Origin of the sequence: Kitasatospora sp. NBC_01246, from assembly GCF_036226505.1 — a bacterium.
Classification (GTDB): Bacteria; Actinomycetota; Actinomycetes; order Streptomycetales; family Streptomycetaceae; genus Kitasatospora.
The window spans coordinates 4,897,199-4,916,246 of the sequence record NZ_CP108484.1 but is presented as its reverse complement, the minus strand read 5'-3'; the positions used below and the strand labels follow the sequence as shown (position 1 = coordinate 4,916,246).

20 protein-coding genes are annotated in these 19,048 nt (G+C 75.6%); 14 read left to right on the top strand and 6 right to left on the bottom strand.

Annotated features, from left to right (window positions below; translation table 11 throughout):
* Nucleotides 1-98 precede the first annotated feature (98 nt).
* Nucleotides 99-977 (bottom strand): DUF3027 domain-containing protein, encoded by an 879-nt coding sequence (locus OG618_RS21590; protein WP_329492206.1) that lies wholly within the window; start codon nt 975-977, stop codon nt 99-101.
* Nucleotides 978-1,531: 554 nt separating this feature from the next.
* On the opposite strand from OG618_RS21590, the gene OG618_RS21585 reads away from it, so the two are divergent.
* The 4 genes from OG618_RS21585 to OG618_RS21570 all read left to right on the top strand — a co-directional run bounded on the left by OG618_RS21585 (nt 1,532) and on the right by OG618_RS21570 (nt 5,167).
* Complete coding sequence (locus OG618_RS21585; RefSeq protein WP_329492205.1) at nt 1,532-2,896, top strand: MFS transporter; 1,365 nt, start codon at nt 1,532-1,534, stop codon at nt 2,894-2,896.
* Between the two features lie 93 nt (nt 2,897-2,989).
* Entirely contained in the window at nt 2,990-3,523 is a 534-nt protein-coding gene (locus OG618_RS21580) for a hypothetical protein (RefSeq protein ID WP_329489176.1), read from the top strand.
* A gap of 11 nt (nt 3,524-3,534) precedes the next feature.
* A complete protein-coding gene (locus tag OG618_RS21575; RefSeq protein WP_329489175.1) occupies nt 3,535-4,329 on the top strand; it encodes a futalosine hydrolase in 795 nt (264 codons plus the stop codon).
* Complete coding sequence (locus tag OG618_RS21570; RefSeq protein WP_329489174.1) at nt 4,322-5,167, top strand: 1,4-dihydroxy-6-naphthoate synthase; 846 nt, start codon at nt 4,322-4,324, stop codon at nt 5,165-5,167. The genes OG618_RS21575 and OG618_RS21570 overlap by 8 nt, the downstream gene beginning before the upstream one ends.
* Nucleotides 5,168-5,183: 16 nt before the next feature.
* Here the strand turns inward: OG618_RS21570 and OG618_RS21565 are convergent, their stop codons facing one another.
* On the bottom strand, nt 5,184-5,567 hold the full coding sequence (locus tag OG618_RS21565; RefSeq protein ID WP_329489173.1) for a cold-shock protein: 384 nt from the start codon (nt 5,565-5,567) through the stop codon (nt 5,184-5,186).
* 452 nt (nt 5,568-6,019) lie between these two features.
* Here OG618_RS21565 and OG618_RS21560 point away from each other — a divergent pair, with 452 nt between their 5' ends.
* Nucleotides 6,020-6,256, top strand: coding sequence for a hypothetical protein (locus OG618_RS21560; protein ID WP_329489172.1), 237 nt, complete (start codon nt 6,020-6,022; stop codon nt 6,254-6,256).
* A 12-nt stretch (nt 6,257-6,268) separates the two neighbouring features.
* On the opposite strand, the gene OG618_RS21555 is transcribed toward OG618_RS21560, so the two are convergent.
* A complete protein-coding gene (locus tag OG618_RS21555) occupies nt 6,269-6,907 on the bottom strand; it encodes an HAD family hydrolase (RefSeq protein ID WP_329489171.1) in 639 nt (212 codons plus the stop codon).
* A gap of 134 nt (nt 6,908-7,041) precedes the next feature.
* On the opposite strand from OG618_RS21555, the gene OG618_RS21550 reads away from it, so the two are divergent.
* The 7 genes from OG618_RS21550 (at nt 7,042) to OG618_RS21520 (ending at nt 13,374) form a co-directional block, all read left to right on the top strand.
* Entirely contained in the window at nt 7,042-8,100 is a 1,059-nt protein-coding gene (locus OG618_RS21550) for a FecCD family ABC transporter permease (protein ID WP_329489170.1), read from the top strand.
* On the top strand, nt 8,097-9,149 hold the full coding sequence (locus OG618_RS21545; RefSeq protein WP_329489169.1) for a FecCD family ABC transporter permease: 1,053 nt from the start codon (nt 8,097-8,099) through the stop codon (nt 9,147-9,149). The genes OG618_RS21550 and OG618_RS21545 overlap by 4 nt, the downstream gene beginning before the upstream one ends.
* Nucleotides 9,149-9,970: an ABC transporter ATP-binding protein gene (locus OG618_RS21540; RefSeq protein WP_329489168.1), complete on the top strand. Its 822-nt coding sequence runs from the start codon at nt 9,149-9,151 to the stop codon at nt 9,968-9,970. Before OG618_RS21545 ends, OG618_RS21540 begins: the two co-directional genes overlap by 1 nt.
* 80 nt (nt 9,971-10,050) lie before the next feature.
* A complete protein-coding gene (locus OG618_RS21535) occupies nt 10,051-11,028 on the top strand; it encodes an iron-siderophore ABC transporter substrate-binding protein (protein WP_329489167.1) in 978 nt (325 codons plus the stop codon).
* Between the two features lie 161 nt (nt 11,029-11,189).
* Nucleotides 11,190-11,516, top strand: a complete 327-nt coding sequence (locus OG618_RS21530; RefSeq protein ID WP_329489166.1) for a hypothetical protein — start codon at nt 11,190-11,192, stop codon at nt 11,514-11,516.
* Nucleotides 11,516-12,856, top strand: coding sequence for a putative T7SS-secreted protein (locus OG618_RS21525; protein WP_329489165.1), 1,341 nt, complete (start codon nt 11,516-11,518; stop codon nt 12,854-12,856). Before OG618_RS21530 ends, OG618_RS21525 begins: the two co-directional genes overlap by 1 nt.
* Before the next feature lie 23 nt (nt 12,857-12,879).
* On the top strand, nt 12,880-13,374 hold the full coding sequence (locus OG618_RS21520) for a SitI3 family protein (protein WP_329489164.1): 495 nt from the start codon (nt 12,880-12,882) through the stop codon (nt 13,372-13,374).
* A 96-nt stretch (nt 13,375-13,470) separates the two neighbouring features.
* Here the strand turns inward: OG618_RS21520 and OG618_RS21515 are convergent, their stop codons facing one another.
* The gene (locus OG618_RS21515; protein ID WP_329489163.1) at nt 13,471-14,469 is read right to left on the bottom strand and encodes a zinc-dependent alcohol dehydrogenase family protein; all 999 of its coding nucleotides are present in this window, start codon (nt 14,467-14,469) and stop codon (nt 13,471-13,473) included.
* 148 nt (nt 14,470-14,617) lie between these two features.
* Between OG618_RS21515 and OG618_RS21510 the strand changes: the two genes are divergently transcribed.
* On the top strand, nt 14,618-14,959 hold the full coding sequence (locus tag OG618_RS21510) for an ArsR/SmtB family transcription factor (RefSeq protein ID WP_329489162.1): 342 nt from the start codon (nt 14,618-14,620) through the stop codon (nt 14,957-14,959).
* Between the two features lie 62 nt (nt 14,960-15,021).
* On the opposite strand, the gene OG618_RS21505 is transcribed toward OG618_RS21510, so the two are convergent.
* Entirely contained in the window at nt 15,022-15,960 is a 939-nt protein-coding gene (locus tag OG618_RS21505; RefSeq protein ID WP_329489161.1) for a hypothetical protein, read from the bottom strand.
* Nucleotides 15,961-16,195: 235 nt separating this feature from the next.
* On the opposite strand from OG618_RS21505, the gene OG618_RS21500 reads away from it, so the two are divergent.
* Nucleotides 16,196-18,751 (top strand): helicase C-terminal domain-containing protein, encoded by a 2,556-nt coding sequence (locus OG618_RS21500; protein ID WP_329489160.1) that lies wholly within the window; start codon nt 16,196-16,198, stop codon nt 18,749-18,751.
* Nucleotides 18,752-18,785: 34 nt separating this feature from the next.
* Here the strand turns inward: OG618_RS21500 and OG618_RS21495 are convergent, their stop codons facing one another.
* A complete protein-coding gene (locus OG618_RS21495) occupies nt 18,786-19,046 on the bottom strand; it encodes a hypothetical protein (protein ID WP_329489159.1) in 261 nt (86 codons plus the stop codon).
* Between the last annotated feature and the right edge of the window lie 2 nt (nt 19,047-19,048).

Sequence of the window (19,048 nt, the reverse complement as noted above, 5' to 3'; positions counted from 1 at the left end):
TCGGGAGCGCGACCCGGCTCAGGAGCCACCGGACTCAGGAGTGGCCGGACTCAGGAGCCACCGTGCTCAGGAGTGGCCGGACTCAGGAGCCACCGTGCTCAGGAGTGGCCGAGCTCCTCGGCCGGGGCGTCGGGCTCCACCGAACCGGAGGTGCGGTCGGGGTGCAGCTGGAGCGGCTCGACCACCAGCTCGTCCAGGATCAGCTCGGACGGCGCCGGCGGGGCCGGGATGACGGCCGCCTCGGAGTGCCCGCCGCAGCCGTACGCGAAGGAGACGATCTGACCGTCGGCCGGGCCGAACTCGTTGCCGCAGACACCGAAGGCCTGACCGAGCGAGCCGCCGATCGGGACGAGGAAGCCGCAGCTCGCGCAGGAGGCCGGCGCGGCCTGTGCCATCGGGGTCTGCGGGCCGTGCGCCTTCTCCCAGCGGTCGGCGGCCAGGTGCAGCCCGAGCCGGGAGAGCACCCGGCTGCGGCCCAGGCCGAGCTCCTCGGCGAGGGCGCCGATCTGGGCGCGGGCCGGGGCCGGCTGGACCGACGGGTCGGAGACGACCACGTCCTCCTCGGCCAGCGCCACCACGGAGTTCGGGGCCGGCTCGTCCTCGCCGGTCCAGCCCGGCTCCAGGCGCAGGTCGTCGGCGTCGGTGGGCAGCAGGTCCCCGGGGCCCATGTCGCCGGGGCGCAGCCGCTCGCTCCACGGCACCCACTGCGGGGCCAGCACGGCGTCGTCGCCCGGCAGCAGCACGACCTCGTCCAGGGTCACGTTCTTGGCGCGGGGGGCGCGGGCCACGGTGACCGCCCAGTGCCAGCCCCGGTATGCCGCGTCCAGGCACTCGAAGGTGTGGGTGACGACGCGGTCGGCATCCGCCTGGACGCCGAGGTGCGCCCCTACGGTCTCTGCTCCGACGGCCTCGTCCGCTGCCTGCCGGGCGAGTTCGACGGCCTCGGCACAGAGCCGATCGGGGGTACGGCTTCGCATCGCAGCACTCACGGCGTCGATTCTCTCCCAGTTCTTCTGTTGCCCACGGCGTGTTGCCTGTTCCGTCGCGGCTCGGTTTCCCTCGACCATTCTGCGCGACCACGGGCCGCCACGGATACCGGCCGCGCCGCCCGTCCGGTCCTCCGGAGTCCGGCGCGCGTTCGGGCGGACCCTGGGCAGGCTACCCGCCGGTCGGCCACCCGGCACAGTCCGGGGCGCCCGCCGGCTCCGGAAGGGCCGCGCCGAGCGGAGCGGAATCCCGCGTCGCAGTACCGATTCTGGGGCAGGATGGGCTTGTGGCGGACGAAAAACCGTCGCAGCACGCACTGCGCGCCTCGCAGGCCGGCAGCCCCGACGAGGCGAACGCCGTGCCGCGACAGCAGGCTCCGGCCCCCGGTGCGGGCGAACCGCACCAGGTGGGCGCCTCGACGGTGCCCGGACGGGACGGCGACGGGCCGCCGGTGGATCTCGTGAAGCGCCCGGACCGGCCGGCCGACGAAGCGTCCGACGCCGCCGGAGAACTCGACGGCGCGCCCGAGGCCCGCCGACACTTCCTGGTCCGCACCGCCTCCGCCGCCGGCGCCCGAACCGGAAAGGTCGTACACGGCACCGGCCGGCGGATCCGCCGGGCGACCTCCGCCGAGGGCGCCGGGGAGTCCGGCCTGGCCAAGCTGATCGAGCTGCACGCGCTGAACTCCTTCGGCGACATGCTGATCACCGTGGCGCTGGCCTCCACCATCTTCTTCTCCGTCCCCACCGGCGAGGCGCGCGGCCGGGTCGCCCTCTACCTGCTGATCACCATGGCGCCGTTCGCGCTGCTGGCGCCGGTGATCGGCCCGCTGCTGGACCGCCTGCCGCACGGCCGGCGGGCCGCGATGGCGATGTCGATGCTGGCCCGCGCGGTGCTGGCGTGGACGATGGCCGGCACGGTGTCCGGCGGCGGGCTGGCGCTCTACCCGGAGGCGCTGGGCGTCCTGGTGGCGTCCAAGGCGTACGGGGTGGTGCGCAGCGTGGTCGTGCCACGACTGCTGCCGAGCCGGCTGTCACTCGTGAAGGCGAACTCCCGGGTCACCCTGGCCGGGCTGCTGGCCACCATGGTGGCGGCCGGGGTCGGCGGGGTGCTGCACCTGATCGGGCCGGGCTGGCCGTTGCGCGGCGCCTTCCTGGTCTTCGTGGTCGGCACCCTGATGGCCTTCCACCTGCCGCACGAGGTGGACTCCGCCAAGGGCGAGCAGCGGGCCGTCCTGCACGCCGAGGCGCACGGCGAGCCCGCCGCCGTGCCGGGCGCCGAGGAGGCCAGGAGCGCCGGCACCCCGAAGGCGTCCCTGCGCACCGTCGGCCCGTCGGTGATCCTGGCCCTGCGGGCGATGTCGGCCCTGCGCTGGCTGGTCGGCTTCCTGGTGATGTTCCTGGCGTTCTTGCTGCGCGAGGATCCGGTCGGCGGGCTGCAGCCGACCCTGGCGCTCGGCCTGGTGGCGCTGGCCGCCGGCACCGGCAACGCGCTCGGCTCGGTGCTCGGCTCCTGGCTGCGGACCCGCGGCTCGGAGGCGACGGTCACCGCGATGCTGCTGCTGGCCACCTGCGCGACGGCCGCCGCCGCGCTCTGGTACGGCGTGGTGACGGTGGTGGTGGTCGCCGCCGCGTCCGGGGTGGCGGCCTCGCTGGGCAAGCTGGCGCTGGACGCGCTGATCCAGCGGGACGTCCCGGAGTCGGTGCGGACGTCGGCCTTCGCCCGCTCGGAGACGCTGCTGCAGCTGTCCTGGGTGGCCGGCGGCGCGGTCGGCATCCTGCTGCCGCTGGACGGCGCGCTGGGGCTCTCGGTGGCGGCCGGCGTGGTCGGCGTGGTGCTGCTCTGGACGGTTCGCGCGCTGGTCAAGGTGGGCACCCGGCGCCGCGCGACCGCCCCGCGGGTGGCTTAGCCCCGCGCCGCCCCCCGCACCGACCCCGGGCCGCAACACGCGGTTGCCGACCCCCGCGTAGCGTGATCGGCAAAGCCCGGTAGCCTCTGACGCATGAGCCTCAGCACCCGTGTCATCGCCGCCGTCGGCGCCGTCGTCGTGATCGGCGCCGGCACGGTCGGCGGGTCCATCGCCTACGCGACGGGCCAGGAAGAACCCTCCAGCCACCGTGTCACCCTCACGGTCGGCCGGTCCTCCATGGAGGTCGGGCCGTTCTGCTTCAACGACGGCAAGCCGCTGACCGACGAGCAGCAGGAGGAGTGCCAGAACCGGGCGAGCAAGGCGCTGGACGAGGGCAAGCTGCCCTCCTCCGACGTGGTCGCCAGCGACCAGCTCGGCCTCGGCGTGACCCCGGACGTGGCCGACCGCGGCTGGTGGGCCAACACCAACGGCGGCCAGCAGGCCCAGGGCGGCCGCTTCATCCTCGCCTCGGCCGCCAAGGGCTCGACCTACTCCGGCTCGGTGTCGGCCTCCAAGGCCCTCAACGCCTCCGGCAAGACCCTGGTCACCGTGGTCGAGTCGGACCCGAAGCAGCCGGACGCGATCTACGGCGTCTGGTACTTCCAGCTGAACACCCAGGACGCCTGACCGGCCGTCCGATGACCGTGCGACTCCACGACGACGAGCAGTCGGCCCCCCGGCGGGGCCGACTGCTCGTCGTCGTCGCGGTGCCGGCCGAGGCCGCCGCCGTGCTGCGGGGCCTGGGCCACCGCGAGGACGGCGCGGAGGCCGCCCCGGTGCCGGTGCCCGGCGGCGGGCTGCACCGCGCCGAGCACCCCTCGGGGGTCACGGTGGACGTGCTGGCGGGCGGGGTCGGCCCGGCCGCCGCCGCCTCGGCCGCGTCCGCCGCGCTCGCCGTCGGCCAGTACGACCTGGTGCTCTCGGCCGGCATCGGCGGCGGGTTCGCCCCGGCCGCGCCGGTCGGCGCGACCGTGCTCGCCGAGGCGATCGTCGCGGCCGACCTGGGCGCGGAGACCCCGGAGGGCTTCGCCGACGTCACCGAACTGGGCTTCGGGACGGTCCGGCACACCCCCGCCCGGGCCGCCGTGGCCCGCGCCGCCGAGGCGCTGGGCGCTGCGGCCGGCGACTCCCCGGTGGTCACCGGCACCGTGCTCACCGTCTCGACGGTGACTGGCAGCGCCGCCCGCGCCGCCGCCCTGACCGCCCGCCACCCCGACGCGGTGGCCGAGGCGATGGAGGGCTTCGGGGTGGCCGAGGCCGCCGCCCGGCACGGGGTGCCGGTCTTCGAGCTGCGCACCGTCTCCAACCCGGTGGGCCCCCGCGACCGGGCCGCCTGGCGGATCGGCGAGGCCCTCGCCGCGCTGGAGCGGGCCTTCACCGCGCTCCCCTACCCGGAGCTCCTGACCACGTCCGAGGAGGCCCGCCGTGGCTGAACGGCTGACCATCGCCCACTCGCCCTGCCCGAACGACACCTTCGTGTTCCACGCCTGGACGCACGGCCTGGTGCCCGGCGCGGACGCCCCCGAGGTCACCTTCGCGGACATCGACGTCACCAACGGCCTGGCCGAGCGCGGCGAACTGGACCTCCTGAAGGTCAGCTACGCCGCGCTGCCCTGGGTGCTGGACGAGTACGCGCTGCTGCCCTGCGGCGGCGCGCTCGGCCGCGGCTGCGGCCCGCTGGTGCTCACCCGCCCGGAGACCGGCGACGACCTGAGCGGCCGGACGGTCGCCGTCCCCTCCGAGCGGTCCACCGCCTACCTGCTGTTCCGGCTCTGGGCGGCCAAGGCGGTGCCCGGCGGCCTGGGGAAGATCGTCGTCCTGCCGTTCCACGAGATCATGCCCGCCGTCAGGGACGGCCGGGTGGACGCCGGCCTGGTGATCCACGAGGCCCGCTTCACCTACCGGCAGTACGGCCTGCGCAGCCTGGCCGACATGGGCGAGGCCTGGGAGCGCGAGACCGGCCTGCCGATCCCGCTCGGCGCGATCATCGCCAGGCGCTCGCTCGGCGCCGAACGGCTGCGCGCGGTCACCGAGGCGATCCGCGCCTCCGTCCGCCAGGCCTGGGCCGACCCGTCGGCCAGCCGGGAGTACGTGCTCGCGCACGCCCAGGAGATGGACCCGGCCGTCGCCGACCAGCACATCGGCCTGTACGTCAACGAGTTCACCGCCGACCTCGGCGAGGACGGCTACGCCGCGGTGCGGGCGCTGCTCACCCGGGCCGCCGCCGAGGGGCTGGTACCCCCGCTCGACCCGGGTGCGCTGGACGCCTGAGGACGGCCGGACCGGCCTACACGTCGAACTGGTCGGCCACCGCGCGCAGCACCCCGGCCAGCTTCTGGCCGGTCGGCTTGGCCGGGTAGCGGCCGTGCTGGAGCCCGGGCAGCACCGCGTCCATCATGGTGATCAGGTCCTGCACCAGCGCCGCCATGTCGTCCGCGCTCTTGCGCGTGGCGGCGGCGACCGACGGCAGCGCGTCCAGCAGCTGCACGGCCATCGCCTGGTCGCCGCGATGGCCCGCGACCACGCCGAACTCCACCCGCTGGCCGGGCTTCAGCACGGTGACACCGGCGGGCAGCGCCTTGGTGTGGACGAAGACGTCGCCGCCGTCGTCGCGCGAAAGGAAGCCGAAGCCCTTCGTCTCGTTGAACCACTTCACCTGGCCGGTGGGCATCTCGAACAGTCCTCGATGTGGGTGTGAGGGATCCCGGCCCTGGCCGGGGATCACTGGGTGGTGGAGGGCGGGCCGACCTCGGCTCCGCGCCCGTGGGGCGCTCATGGTCAGCACGCTGTGGAGAGCAGACTAACGGTCAGTCACTGCCTCATCCGCGATCCGCGGAGGATCCGTACCGGGCTCTGGTGGCCACCGGCGACCAGGAACTGGCACGGCCGGGACGCGGCTTCGCGCTTTCCACTGGCTCACACCCCCGGTCTGAGGAGACGGGGCGCACCTGTCGCGCCCCTCGGCACAGCGTGCATACCCCCGCCCAGCAGGGATCAAAACTCCCAGCTTCCGGGAAACTGCGCAACGTGACCGGACGGGTCGCCCCCGAAACGGTCCCCGCCGGCGCGGTCGGCGTCCTCTGCCAGACTGGGACGGCCGACCGACCGCAGAGGAGCACCCCAGTGAGCAGCCAGAGCGCCGACCGCGGCGACGCCTACGTCAAGGCCGGAGCGATCGTCTTCGGGTTCGGCGCGCTCGCCACCCTGGTCACCTTCGTCCCGCTGTTCCTGCACCTGACGCCGCTGCCGACGGCCGCGTACTGGCTGAGCATGCTGATGCCGCTGGGCTTCCTGCTCGCCCTGACCGGCCTGCTGCTCTCCGCCCGCGCCCAGCGCCGCCGGGTGCACGCCGGGGCCTGACCGGCCCGTGCCCTAGCCGACCGGCCGCGCGGCCAGGTGGCCGGCCAGCCACTCGGGGAAGCCGGTGAGGTCGGCCAGCACCACGTCCGCGCCCGCCGCCAGCAGGTCCTCGGCGCCGTACGGCCCGGTCGCCACGCCGACCGCCACGGCGTCCGCGTGCTTGGCCCCCCGGATGTCGCCGAGGTGGTCGCCGACGTACACCGAGGCGCCGTGCTCGCGCAGCGCGACGCCCTTGGTCTCCGCCCAGAGGTCCCCCACCAGCGCGTCCGCGTGCAGCCCGGCGTGCTCCAGGTGCAGCCGGGCGTTCGGCTCGTACTTGCCGGTGATCACCACGACCCGGCCGCCGTGCGCGCGCACCGCGTCGATCGCGGCGTGCGCGCCGGGCAGGGCGACGGTCGGGGCGAAGGCGAGGTCCCGGTACAGCACGCGGTAGCGGTCGGCGACCGCCTGCACCCGCTCGGCCGGGAACCAGTTGCGCAGTTCGTCCAGCAGCGGCGGGCCGAGCCGGGTGACCACGAGGTCGGCGTCGATGTGCGCGCCGGTCTCCGCCGCGAGCGCCAGATAGGTGGCCCGGATACCGGGCCGGGTGTCCAGCAGGGTCATGTCGAGGTCGAAGCCGACGGTGAGCGGGACGTCCGGGGTCGCAGGCATGCCGCCAGGCTATCCAACCCCGCCGCCGGAACGGCCGGCTCCGTCCCGGTCCGGCTCCCGGCCGGGGCCGGAGCGATTTGCCCCGGCTTCTCCGTGGAACTTAGGTTTGCCTGAGCTATCTGCGAGAGAGAGCCATGACCGACACCACCGCGCCGACGGCCGCACCCCGGTCCGCACCCGCGCCCGGCACGCGCCCGCTGCCGCGCCGCCGAGTACTGTGGCTCGCCGCCGCACTGGCCCTGCTGGCCGCCGCCGTCCTGCTCAGCCTGGCCGTCGGCAGCCGCACCATCCCGCTCGGGGAGACCCTCGACGCCCTGTGGCACGGCGGGGACACCACCAACGCCGTGGTGGTCCGCGAGCTGCGGGTGCCGCGCACGGTGGTCGGTCTCGCGGTGGGCGCGGCGCTCGGCCTCGCCGGCGCCGTCATGCAGGGCATCACCCGCAACCCGATCGCCGACCCGGGCATCCTCGGCGTCAGCCAGGGCGCGGCGGCCGGCGTGGTGCTGGCGATCTCCGCGTTCGGCGTCTCCACCCTCACCGGGTACGTCTGGTTCGGCTTCGCCGGGGCGGTGGTCGCCACCGTGCTGGTGTACGGCCTGGCCGGCCGGGGCCGGGGCGGGGCGACCCCGATCAAGCTGGCGCTGGCCGGCTCGGCGATGTCGGCGTTCATCGCCTCGCTCAACACCATGGTGCTCACCACCGACGCCGCCGCGATGGACCAGTTCCGGTTCTGGCACGTCGGGTCGCTCTCCGGACGCACCGCCGACGTGGCCTGGCAGCTGCTGCCCTTCCTGCTCGTCGGCACCGTCCTGGTGTTCGCGGTGGCGCGGGGGCTGGACGCGCTGGCGCTCGGCGACGACACCGCCAAGGGGCTCGGTGCCAGGACCGGCCTGGTGCGGGCGGTCGGCGCGCTCGGGGCCACCGTGCTGACCGGCTCGGCGGTCGCCGCCGCCGGTCCGATCGCCTTCGTCGGACTCGCCGTGCCGCACGCCGCCCGGGCGGTGGCCGGGGCGGACCACCGCTGGGTGCTCGCCTTCTCCGCCGTGCTCGGCCCGGCGCTGCTGCTGCTCGCCGACGCCTTCGGCCGGGTGCTCTTCCCGCCGTCCGAGGTGCCCGCCGGGGTGATGACCGCCCTGGTCGGGGTGCCGGTGCTGGTCGCGCTGGTCCGGCGCCGCGAGGTGGTGGCCGCGTGAGCGCCTCCGTCGTCCCGCTGCGGGGCTACACCGTGCTGCGCGCCGGGCGCGCCTCCTTCCTGCTGCACCGCCGCTCCGCCGTCGCGGTGCTCGGCCTGCTGCTGGCGCTGGCCGCCACCGTCGTCGCCTCGCTCTGCCTGGGCGAGTCCACCGTCTCCCCGGCCGAGGTGGTGAAGGTGGTGCTGGGGCGGCCCAGCCCGCACGAGCTGGTGGTCGGCGAGTTCCGGCTGCCCCGGGTGGTGGTCGGGCTACTGGTCGGCACCGCGCTCGGCCTGGCCGGCGCGCTGGTGCAGACCGTCGCCCGCAACCCGCTGGCCAGCCCCGACGTGGTCGGCGTCTCCTGGGGCGCCACCGCCACCGTGGTCGGGCTGATGGCGTACGGCGTGGTCGGCTCCGCCGGCCAGGTGCCGTGGGCGGCGGTCGCCGGCGGCCTGGTGGCCGGGGTGCTGGTGTACGCGCTGGCCTGGCGGCGCGGTCTGCACGCCCAGCGGTTCGTGCTGATCGGCATCGGCATCAGCGTCGCGCTCTCCTCGCTCACCTCGGTCTTCCTGACCAAGGGCGACGGCTTCCAGGCGCAGGCCGCGAAGGTCTGGATGACCGGCAGCCTGAACGGCTCCGGGTACGACCAGGCCGGCTGGCTCGCCTGGGTGCTGCTGGCCGCCGTACCGGTGGCGCTCTGGGCGGCGCGGGCGCAGCGTTCGATCTCCTTCGACGACGCCACCGCCGTCGGGCTCGGCCTGCGGCTGGACCGGATCCGGCTCGGCATGGGGCTGCTCGGCGTCGTGCTGGCCTCCTGTGCGGCGGGCGCGGCCGGGCCGGTGGACTTCGTCGCGCTGATGGCCCCGCAGATCGCGCTGCGGCTGGCCCGCTCGGCACAGATCCCGCTGTTCTGCTCGGCCCTGACCGGTGCGCTGGTGGTCGTCCTGGCCGACCTGCTGGCCCGGCGGCTGCTCTCGCCCACCGAGCTGCCGGTCGGCGTGGTGACCGGCCTGGTCGGCGCGCCGTACCTGATGTGGCTGCTCGTCCGATCCCGCCGTGGAGGTTCCTGATGTCCGCCCGTCCGACGCCGGCCCACCGTCTCGAAGCCCGGGGCCTGACCCTCGCCTACGAGGCGCGCACGGTCGTGGAGGGGCTGGACCTGACCGTCCCGGACGGCCGGGTGACGGTGATCGTCGGCCCGAACGCCTGCGGCAAGTCGACGCTGCTGCGCGCGCTCGGCCGGCTGCTGAAGCCGGTGCGGGGCGCGGTGCTGCTGGACGGCGCCGAGCTGGCTCGCGTCCCGACCAAGCGGATCGCCCAGCGGATCGGGCTGCTCCCGCAGTCCCCGACCGCGCCCGAGGGCATCTCGGTGGCCGACCTGGTCTCCCGCGGCCGCCAGCCGCACCAGAGCTGGTGGCAGCAGTGGTCGGCCGAGGACGAGCGGGCGGTCGCCGAGGCGCTGGAGCGCACCTCCACCGCCGAACTGGCCGAGCGCAGCGTGGACGAGCTGTCCGGCGGCCAGCGCCAGCGGGCCTGGATCGCGATGGCGCTCGCCCAGGGCACCGACATCCTGCTGCTGGACGAGCCGACGACGTTCCTGGACATCGCGCACCAGGTCGAGGTGCTGGACCTGGTCCGGCGGCTCAACGTCGAGCGCGGGCGGACGGTGGTGGCCGTGCTGCACGACCTCAACCAGGCCGCCCGCTACGCCGACCACCTGGTGGCGATGCGCGCCGGCCGGATCGTCGCACAGGGTCCGCCGGCCGAGGTGGTGACGGCGGAGCTGGTGCGCGAGGTGTTCGGCCTGGACTCGGTGGTCGTGCCGGACCCGGTGACCGGTACCCCGCTGGTGGTCCCGGGCGCGCCGTGGGCGGTGAAGGCCGACGCCTAGCGGGCAATTCGGACATAATCGACGCGCCCGCGGCCACCGCGGGCACGCCCGTTCCCCGTCCGCCCGCCCGAGGACCGCCGATGCCCCCGCTCACCCGCCGCACCCTGCTCGCGGGGCTCGGCGCCGCCGCCCTCGCCGGGTGCAGCACCCGGCACACCGCCCCGCCCGCCGACGGCGCCGCCGCCGCGAGCGTCACCCCGACCCCGACCCCGGTGCCCGACGCCACCGTCGGCGCCGCGACGGGCCCGGTCGAGGTGCCGGGCGCGCCGATGCGCGTGGTCACCCTGGACACCGCCGAACTGGACTCCGCGCTGACACTGGGCATCACCCCCGTCGGCGCGGCCCTGGCGCCGCTGGACACCGGCTTCCCCGACTACTGGCCCGCCTCGCGGGTCGCCGGGCTCACCCGGGTCGGCGACGCCGGTGCCCCGGACCTCGCCGCGATCCGCGCCCTGCGGCCCGATCTGATCCTGTCCAACCAGGCCCGTGACGGCGGCCGCTACGACCAGCTGCGCGAGATCGCCCCCACCGTGCTGACCCAGACCACCGGCTACCCGTGGAAGGCGAACGTCCAGCTGCACGCGCAGGCGCTGGGCCGCCAGGACGCCGCCGAGGCCTTCGTCGGCTCCTACCAGCGGCATGTCTCCCAGGTCGTCCAGGCGCTGTCGAACGCCAGGGCCTCCGGGCGTCGGGTCGGCCTGGTGCGGTTCGTCGAGGGCGCGGGCATCAGACTGTACGGTCGGCAGAACTTCCCCGGCACGGTGCTGGCGGACGTCCAGCTCGGCCGGCCGGACGCGCAGAACGTCGACCAGTTCGACGTCGAGATCCCGGCGGACCAGATCGCCCGGGCCGACGGCGACCTGCTGCTGTACGCCACCTACGGCGACCCGGAACGGGCCGGCACCAGGGCCGTACTGGCCTCCCCGGCCTGGCAGGGCCTCGGCGCCGTACGCGCCCACCGGGCCTTCGAGGTGGACGACCGGCTCTGGTTCCAGGGCATCGGGTACACCGGGGCGAACTACGTGCTCGCCCAGCTCCAGCGCTTCCTGGGGGCCTGAGCCGGGACCGGGCCGCGCCCGCGCCGGGGCCTGACGGTGCGTGACCGGTGCGACCGGGGCCCCGACCGGTCACCGCGCCGCACCGGAACCGGACCGCACGGCCCCGCGTCACTGTTCCCGGGCGCCCGCAGGACGCCTGCTCGGCACAGACGGGAGGGCTCATGGCAGACGGATTCAAGGTCGATCTGGGTGCCTTGGACGACGCGGCTTCGGGGATCACCAACACCCTGGCGAAGATGCAGTTCAAGAAGGTCAGCGACCTCGACCCGAAGAAGGAGGACTTCGGGCACGGCCACCTGGCCGACGTCGTCGAGAAGTTCTGCACCCGCTGGCAGCTGGGCGTGGAGAACCTGGCCAAGGACGCGCAGGCCGTCACGGCCCGGCTGAACGCGAGCGTGAAGGCCTACCGCGAGGTCGACGGACACGTCGTCGGCCATCTGAACGGCACCCTGAGCCGCGACAGCGGCGAGGACCCGGGAGCGAAGTGATGGCGAAGGAACTGGGCGGCACGTCCGACCCGAAGGAGCTCGTCCCGGGCGACCCGGAGGCGATCGCCTCCACCTGTGCCTGGCTCAAGAGCTACGGGGACACCCTGCACTCGACCGGCGAGGGCCTCAAGCGGATCGACACCGTCGAGGGGTGGTCGGGCAAGGCCGGCGACGCCTTCCGGAAGGCCTTCGAGGGCGAGCCCGGCAAGTGGCTGGAGGCCGGCGACTGCTTCCACAACGCCGCCACCGCGCTCACCGCCTACCAGTCGACCCTGACCTGGGCGCAGGGGCAGGCGGCCGAGGCGATCCGGCAGTGGGACGCGGGCCAGAGCGCCAGCAGCCGGGCGAAGGGCGACCACCAGGAGGCGGAGCGCAACGCCGGCCACGAACTGCCCTTCACCGACCCCGGCGAGAGCACCCGGGACGGCGCGCGGCAGACCCTGGCCAACGCCCGCGGCCAGCTCAAGTCGGCCGGCGACACCGCGGCGAAGACCGTCGCCACCGCCCGCGACAAGGCCCCCGAGGAGCCCGGCTTCTGGGACGACGTGGGTGACTTCTTCTCCGACGCGGGGGACTTCCTGGGGGACGTCGGCCAGGTCGTCGTGGAGGACCTCGCCTCGGTCGGCAACGCCATGCTGCAGAACCCGGGCGCCGCGCTGGAGGTCGCGGGCGGGCTCGCCCTCGCCACGGTCGGCGCGGGCGGCGAGGTCCTCGGCGTCGGCCTGGACCTCACCGGCGTCGGCGCGGTGGTGGGCGTACCGGTCAACGTGCTCTCGGCCGGCGTCATCGCCACCGGTCTCGGGATGGCCGGCATCGGCGCGGGCGAGATCGCCCAGGACGCCATGGGCTCCAGCCGGGTCCACATGGAGGGCGAGGGCGGTGGCGGCGGCGGGTCCGGCGAGCTGCACACCCAGCCGTCGAAGGGGGCCGACCCGGCCGCCACCCCGGAGGGGCACACCACCAACATCCCGAGGAACGCCGACGCGACGACCCGCCGGGCGTTCGAGCGGGAGAACGAGTCCGCCGAGATCATGGCGCGCAACGGCTACAAGGTCGAGCAGAACCCGAACGTCACAGGGACGACCAAGAACCCCGACTACCGCATCGAGGGCGAGGTGTTCGACTGCTACGCGCCGACCGCCTCGAACCCGCGCTCCATCTCCACCGGCATCCAGAAGAAGGTGGACTCGGGCCAGGCCGACCGCATCGTGCTGAACCTCTCCGACAGCGGTGTCGACGCGGCCGCCATGCGCAAGCAGCTGCAGGACTGGCCGATCGAGGGTCTCAAGGAGATCAAGGTCATCGACTCGTCCGGCAACGTGGTCCACTTCTACCCCTAGACGAACCGAGAGAGACGCCCAGCATGGCTATTGCCTACAGCCTCGACCTGGTGACCCCGCTCACCGCGGCCGAGGTCGCAGAGAAGCTCGACGAAATCGCCCGTCCGCAGGCGCTGTTCGGCGCCGGGGAGGACGCCGGCACCCTGGTCTCCGACGGCGCCGTCACCGCCCGCGGCACCTGGATCAGGGTGGTGGCGACCAAGGCGATCCCGTGGGGGGACCCGCTGATCGGCGGGCGCCCCTTCGGCGCGACCGTCTCGGTGGCCTTCCGCCTCGACAAGGCGGCCGACGTCTCCGACCAGCAGGACGACACCGTCCGGCTGACGCTCGGCCTGCTCGGCCGGGTCCCCGGCGACGCCGCGCTGCACCTCGACTACGAGGACGTCTGGCTGGTCCGCCAGGGCGGCGAACTGACCCTGAGCGAGCGCTCCGACCTCTGGCCGGCGCACCGCCTGGCCGCCGTGCCGGCGCCCTACCGGCGGCAGACCCAGGACTTCTTCTTCCCCGAGGACGACTGACCTCCGGGTCGGCGCCGGGAGCGGGACGTCGGACCCGCCGACTTCCCGCTCCCGCACCGGCGGCGAATCCGCGCTGCCGGCCGGCACCGCGGCGCCTCAGTGGTCGACGGAGACCACGATCTTGCCGAGCTGGTTGCCGGCCTCCAGGTAGCGGTGGGCCTCGGCGACCTCGTCCAGGCCGAAGACCCGGTCCACCACCGGGGCGAGGGAGCCGGTGCGCAGGCCGGAGGTGACGAAGGCCTCCGCGCGGCGCAGCCGCTCCGGGTCGCGGGTCGTCTCGTGGATCACGTAGCTGCGGATGTTCACCGCGGGCATGCCGAGGTCGAGGTTCGGGTAGGGCGTCGGCTCGCCGCTCAGCCAGCCGTAGAGCAGCACGGTGCCGCCGGCGGCGGTCGCCCGGACGAGGTCCGTCACACCGGGGCCGGCGACGGCGTCGAAGACGAGTTCGGCGCCCCGGCCCGAGGTCAGGGCCAGCACCCGCGCGCTGATCTCCTCCTCCTCGGTGACGATCACCTCGGCCGCCCCGGCCTTGAGCAGGGCCTCCCGCTTGGCCCCGGTCCGGGTGGTGGCGATCGGGACCGCCCCCGCCCGGCGGGCGATCTGGATCGCGGCCAGGCCCACACTGCTGGAGGCGGCGGTCAGCACGACCGTGTCCCCCGCCCGCAGGCCGCCGACCTCCACCAGCGCGCCGTAGGCGGTCACATAGGGCATCCAGACCGCCGCGCCCTCGACCGCGCCGAGCCCGGCGGGCCGGTGCAGCACGGCCGCCGCGGGGACGATCGCGCGCTCGGCGTAGACGGGGTAGTCGTTCATCGAGAACGCGGGCACCACGCTGACCGGCTGCCCCGGTTCGAACCCGGCCACCCCGGCCCCGACGGTCTCGACCACGCCCGCCGCCTCGGCGCCGAGCCCGGCGGGGAAGCTCCGGGGCGCCTCCAGGTAGGTACCCCGGCGGAACAGCGCCTCGGCCCGGTTGATCCCGATCGCGTCCACCCGGATCAGCAGCTCGCCGGGGCCCGGCGAGCCGACCTCGACGTCCTCCAGCCGCAGTACCTCCGGCCCGCCGTGCTCGTGGAACCGCACTGTCCTGGCCATCGCGCATCGCCCCCTTCCGGTCGGTGACGGCGGTGCGGACCACGCGCCGCCGCGTCTCACTAGATCCGAAAGGGCGTCAGCTGTCAAACTTCGACCATCGTCGTACTTTGACGTCTGCCGTACCATGGGCGCCGGAGGTGGCCGAACCATGGCAGCAGCACAGCGCGGCGGGCAGCAGCACCGCATCCCGCCGCACCCGGACGTCCGGGAGATCGGTCTTCAGCAGGTCCTGGAGGCCCTGGTCGACCCGGTCCGGCGCCGGATCGTCGCCGAGCTGGACACCGCCGTCGAGGACCTCGCCTGCGGGACGATCGACCTGCCGGTCAGCAAGTCCACCGCCACCCACCACTTCCACGTGTTGCGCGAGGCCGGGCTGATCCGCCAGTACTACGTCGGCACCTCGCGGCTGAACGCGCTGCGCCGCGAGGAGTTCGAGGAGGCCTTCCCGGGGCTGCTCGGCGCCCTGCGGGTGGAGCGCGAGCGCGGCTGAGCGCACCGGGACGGCCAGGAGCGGACCGGGCCGGGCCGGCGCGCCACCCGGCCGGGGGCGGCTCAACCCTCCGGCTGGGCCCGCTTCTTCAGCGCCATGCCGAGCAGGAACAGCGCCGACAGCACGGCCGCGAGGCGGATCACGCCCGGGGCCGCCGACCAGGCGATCTCGCCGGCCGGCTGCCCGGGCTGGAGCCCCCCGCCCCAGCGCCCCTGGGCCCGGCCCCAGTACCAGAGACTGGTCCCGCTGATCGTGGCCAGCGGGATCCCGAGAATGGCGAACTTCCTGGTGAGATCGCTCAGTTGACGGGACATGTAGCCGAGCGCCCAGCCCACCAGCATCACCACGATCTGGCCGCTGACGGCTCCGCCGACCAGCGTCACCGAGGCGAGCAGCAGGAGCGGCGACGGGCGGCGGCCGGCCATCGCCGACGGCTTCGGGGGCGCGGCGGCGGCCTCGGGCGGCGGCGTCTTCCCCCGGCCCCGCGCCCGGCCCCCGGCTCCCGGCCCGCTCGCGCCCTTGTCCTTGTTCTTGCCCTTGTCCTTGCCCTCGGCCGGGTCGGGCGCGGCGGGCGGCCCGGCCGCCCCGGCCGCCTCCCCGTCCTCCGCCCGCTGCTCCGGGATCGGCGTGATCGCCGCCCCCGGACCGTCCGAGAAGTTGAGCATCACCAGATCCCACCCCCCGGCGTCGGAGGACGCGTACAGCTGCGGGGACGGCAGGGCGTCCGGGTCGGCCGGGGCGTCCCGGAACGACTCCGCCACCCACGGCGAGCCCTGGTCCTCCGGACCGGCCGACCGCGGGGGCGCGGGCGGGGCGGAGGGGCGCGGGGGCACCACCGGCGCGCCGGTGGCGTACACGCTGTCCTCGTTCGCCGGGCCGCCGGAACCACCGGCCGCACCGGCACCGCCCGCGCCGTCACCCGTCCCACCGCCCGCGCCGTCACCGCCGCCGGACGGCTCGCTCCACGGCCCGCGCCTGCGCCACCACTCGCCGTCCGCCATCACCCAGCACCCCGCCTCGCCCGAGCCCGTCCCCGAAGACCTCGCGGGACCGCGCGGGACCGCGCCGGGCCCCGCGGATCCCCGCTGCTCGTGACGCTACCCACCCGGCCCCCGCCCACGCGAGCCCGGTCCGCCCACCGGCCGGTCCACCGCCTCGCGCTCCCGGGCGACCACGGCCGGATCACCCTCCGACGACGGATCCCCACCACCACCCGACCCGACTAACCTAGGTCGAATGACCACACAGCAGGGCCCCCAACGCACCGGCAAAGCGCCCGCCGGCCCCCGCACCCTCGCCGAGGAGCTCCGCAGCCGCGCGGACGACGACCTCGCCGCCCTGCTCCGGTCCCGCCCCGACCTGCTCAACCCCGTCCCCGGCGACCTCACCCAGCTCGCCGCCCGGCTCTCCTCCCGGGCCTCCGCACTGCGCGCCCTGGAACGGCTGGACCGCTTCACCCTCCAGGTCGCCGAGGCCCTGGCCGCCGCCCCCGACGGCGCGCCCCCGGCGACCGTCCGGACCCTGCTGACCGGCCCCGCCAAGGTCAAGCCGCACCCGGGCGCCACCCCGCTGAGCACGGCCGACCGGGCCGCCGTCACCGCCGCGCTCCCCCGCGCCCTCGCCACCCTGCGCGACCGGGCGCTGCTCTGGGGCCCCGACAACGGGCTGCGACTGGTCATCGCCGCCCGCGAGGCACTCGCGCCGACCGCCGCGAACCCCGGCCGCACCGGCCTCGGCCCGACGCTCGCCGACGCGACCGCCGGGATGTCCCCGGCCCGGATCCAGCAGTTGCTGGTCTCCGCCGGGCAGCCGCCGACGCCCGACCCGGTGACCGCCGTCGCCGCGCTCACCGCCCTGCTGACCGATCGCGCCCGGTGCGACGCGCTGCTCGCCACCGCCCCCGAGCCGGCCCTGCGCCTGCTGGACCGCCTGGTCTGGGGCCCGCCCACCGGCACCGTCCCGGACGCCACCCGCCCGGTCACCGCCGAGGACGCGCAGAGCCCGGTCGAGTGGCTGCTGGCCCGCGGCCTGCTGCTGCCGAGCAGCCCCGGCAGCGTGGTGCTGCCCCGTGAGCTCGCCCTGCACCTGCGCGGCGGCCGCACCCACCGCCTGGTCGAGCCGGTCCAGCCCGAACCGGCCCCGGCCGCCGCCGCGCGCGATCCCCAGGCTGTGGACGGCGCCGCCGCCGGGCAGGCGTACACCGCCGTCCGGACCGTCGAGGAGCTACTCGACCTCTGGGGCCTCAACCCGCCGCCGACCCTGCGCGCCGGCGGCCTCGGCGTCCGCGACCTCAAGCGCACCGCCCAGACCCTGGAGAGCACCGAGCAGCAGACCGCGTTCTGGCTCGAACTCGCCTACACGGCGGGCCTGCTGGCCCCGGACGGCGAGGCCGACGAGCGCTGGTCCCCCACCCCGGCGTACGACGGCTGGCTCCAGCAGGACACCGCCGACCGCTGGGCCGCCCTGGCCGCCGGCTGGCTCACCGCCACCCGCGTCCCGGCCCTCACCGGCACCCCGGACGGCAAGGGCAAGCCGCGCGCCGCCCTCGGCCCCGAACTCGACCGCACCCTGGCCCCGTCGGTGCGCCGGGCCGCCCTCGCCCTGCTCGCCGAGCTGCCGCCCGGCACCCCCGCCACCGCCGACGAACTGCTGCCCACCCTGCGGTGGCAGCGCCCGCTGCGCGGCGGACCGGTCACCGCCCGGCCCGCCGCCGACGGGCCGCACGGCGGCGCCGGGGCGCAGCCGACCGCCGGTCCGGGGCGCGACCTCCGGGACGACCTCGTCGGCTGGACCCTCGCCGAGGCCGAACTGCTCGGCATCACCGGCCGCGGCGCACTGGCCTCCCCCGGCCGCGCGCTGCTCACCGCCGAGGCCGACCCGGCCGAGGTGCTCGCCCCGCTGCTGCCGCGCCCGCTGGACCACGTGATCCTCCAGCCGGACCTCACCGCGATCGCGCCCGGCCCGCTGCTCACCCCGCTCGCCCAGGCGCTCGCGCTCTGCGCCGACATCGAGTCCAAGGGCGGCGCGACCGTCTACCGGTTCACCCCCGAGTCGGTCCGCCGCGCCCTCGACGCCGGCCGAAGCGCCGCCGACCTCCAGGCCTTCCTGGAGCAGCACTCCCGCACGCCCGTCCCGCAGCCGCTCAGCTACCTGATCGACGACGTGGCCCGGCGGCACGGCATCCTGCGGGTCGGCGCCGCCTCCTCGTACCTGCGCTGCGACGACCCGGCGCTGCTGGGCGAGGTGCTGGCCGACCGGCGCTCCGTCGACCTGCGGCTGCGCCTGCTCGCCCCGACGGTCCTGGCCTCCCAGGCCGCGCCGGACGTCCTGCTCGCCACCCTGCGCACCATGGGCTACGCGCCCGCGGCCGAGTCCGCCGAGGGCGACGTCCTGATCACCCGCCCGGACAGCCACCGCACCCCGCCGCGCGCGGCCCCCGTACCGGTACCGGACGGTCCTCCGACGCCCGACGACGTCCTGCTCGCCGCCGCCATCAAGGCGATCCGGGCCGGCGACCGCGCCGCCACCGCCGTCCGCCGGGAGCCGGCCCCCGACCCGCGCCGGCTCCCCCGCACGGCGGCGGCCGAGACCCTCGCCTCGCTCCAGACCGCCGTCCTGCTCGGCGAGCGGATGTGGATCGGCTACCTGAACGCCGAGGGGATCGCCAGCCAGCGCATCATCGACCCGGTCAAGGTCGAAGGCGGCTTCGTCACCGCCTTCGACCACCACGCGGACGAACTCCGCACGTTCGCCCTGCACCGGATCACCGGCGTGGCCGAGCTGGAGGAGTAGCGCCCTCCCGGGGCAACCGCCCGGCGACCGGCGGTCAGTGCCCCTGCTTGGCGGCCTGCTCCTTCGCCTTCTCCTGCATCGCCTTGTCGGCCATGGCCGCGATGTCCCCCTGGCCGACCGGCAGGCTGCCGCCGCCGACGGTGTCCGCGAGCAGGAAGGCGGGGGCGGCCATCAGCCCGCCCGGGCCCTCGCCGATGCCCGCGAGGGCGTGCGCCGAGCCGGCGGAGGAGGCGGTCGCGGCGAAGGCCGAACCGAGGAGGGCGAGGGCGGTGAGGGCGCGCTTCGACTTGTTCATGC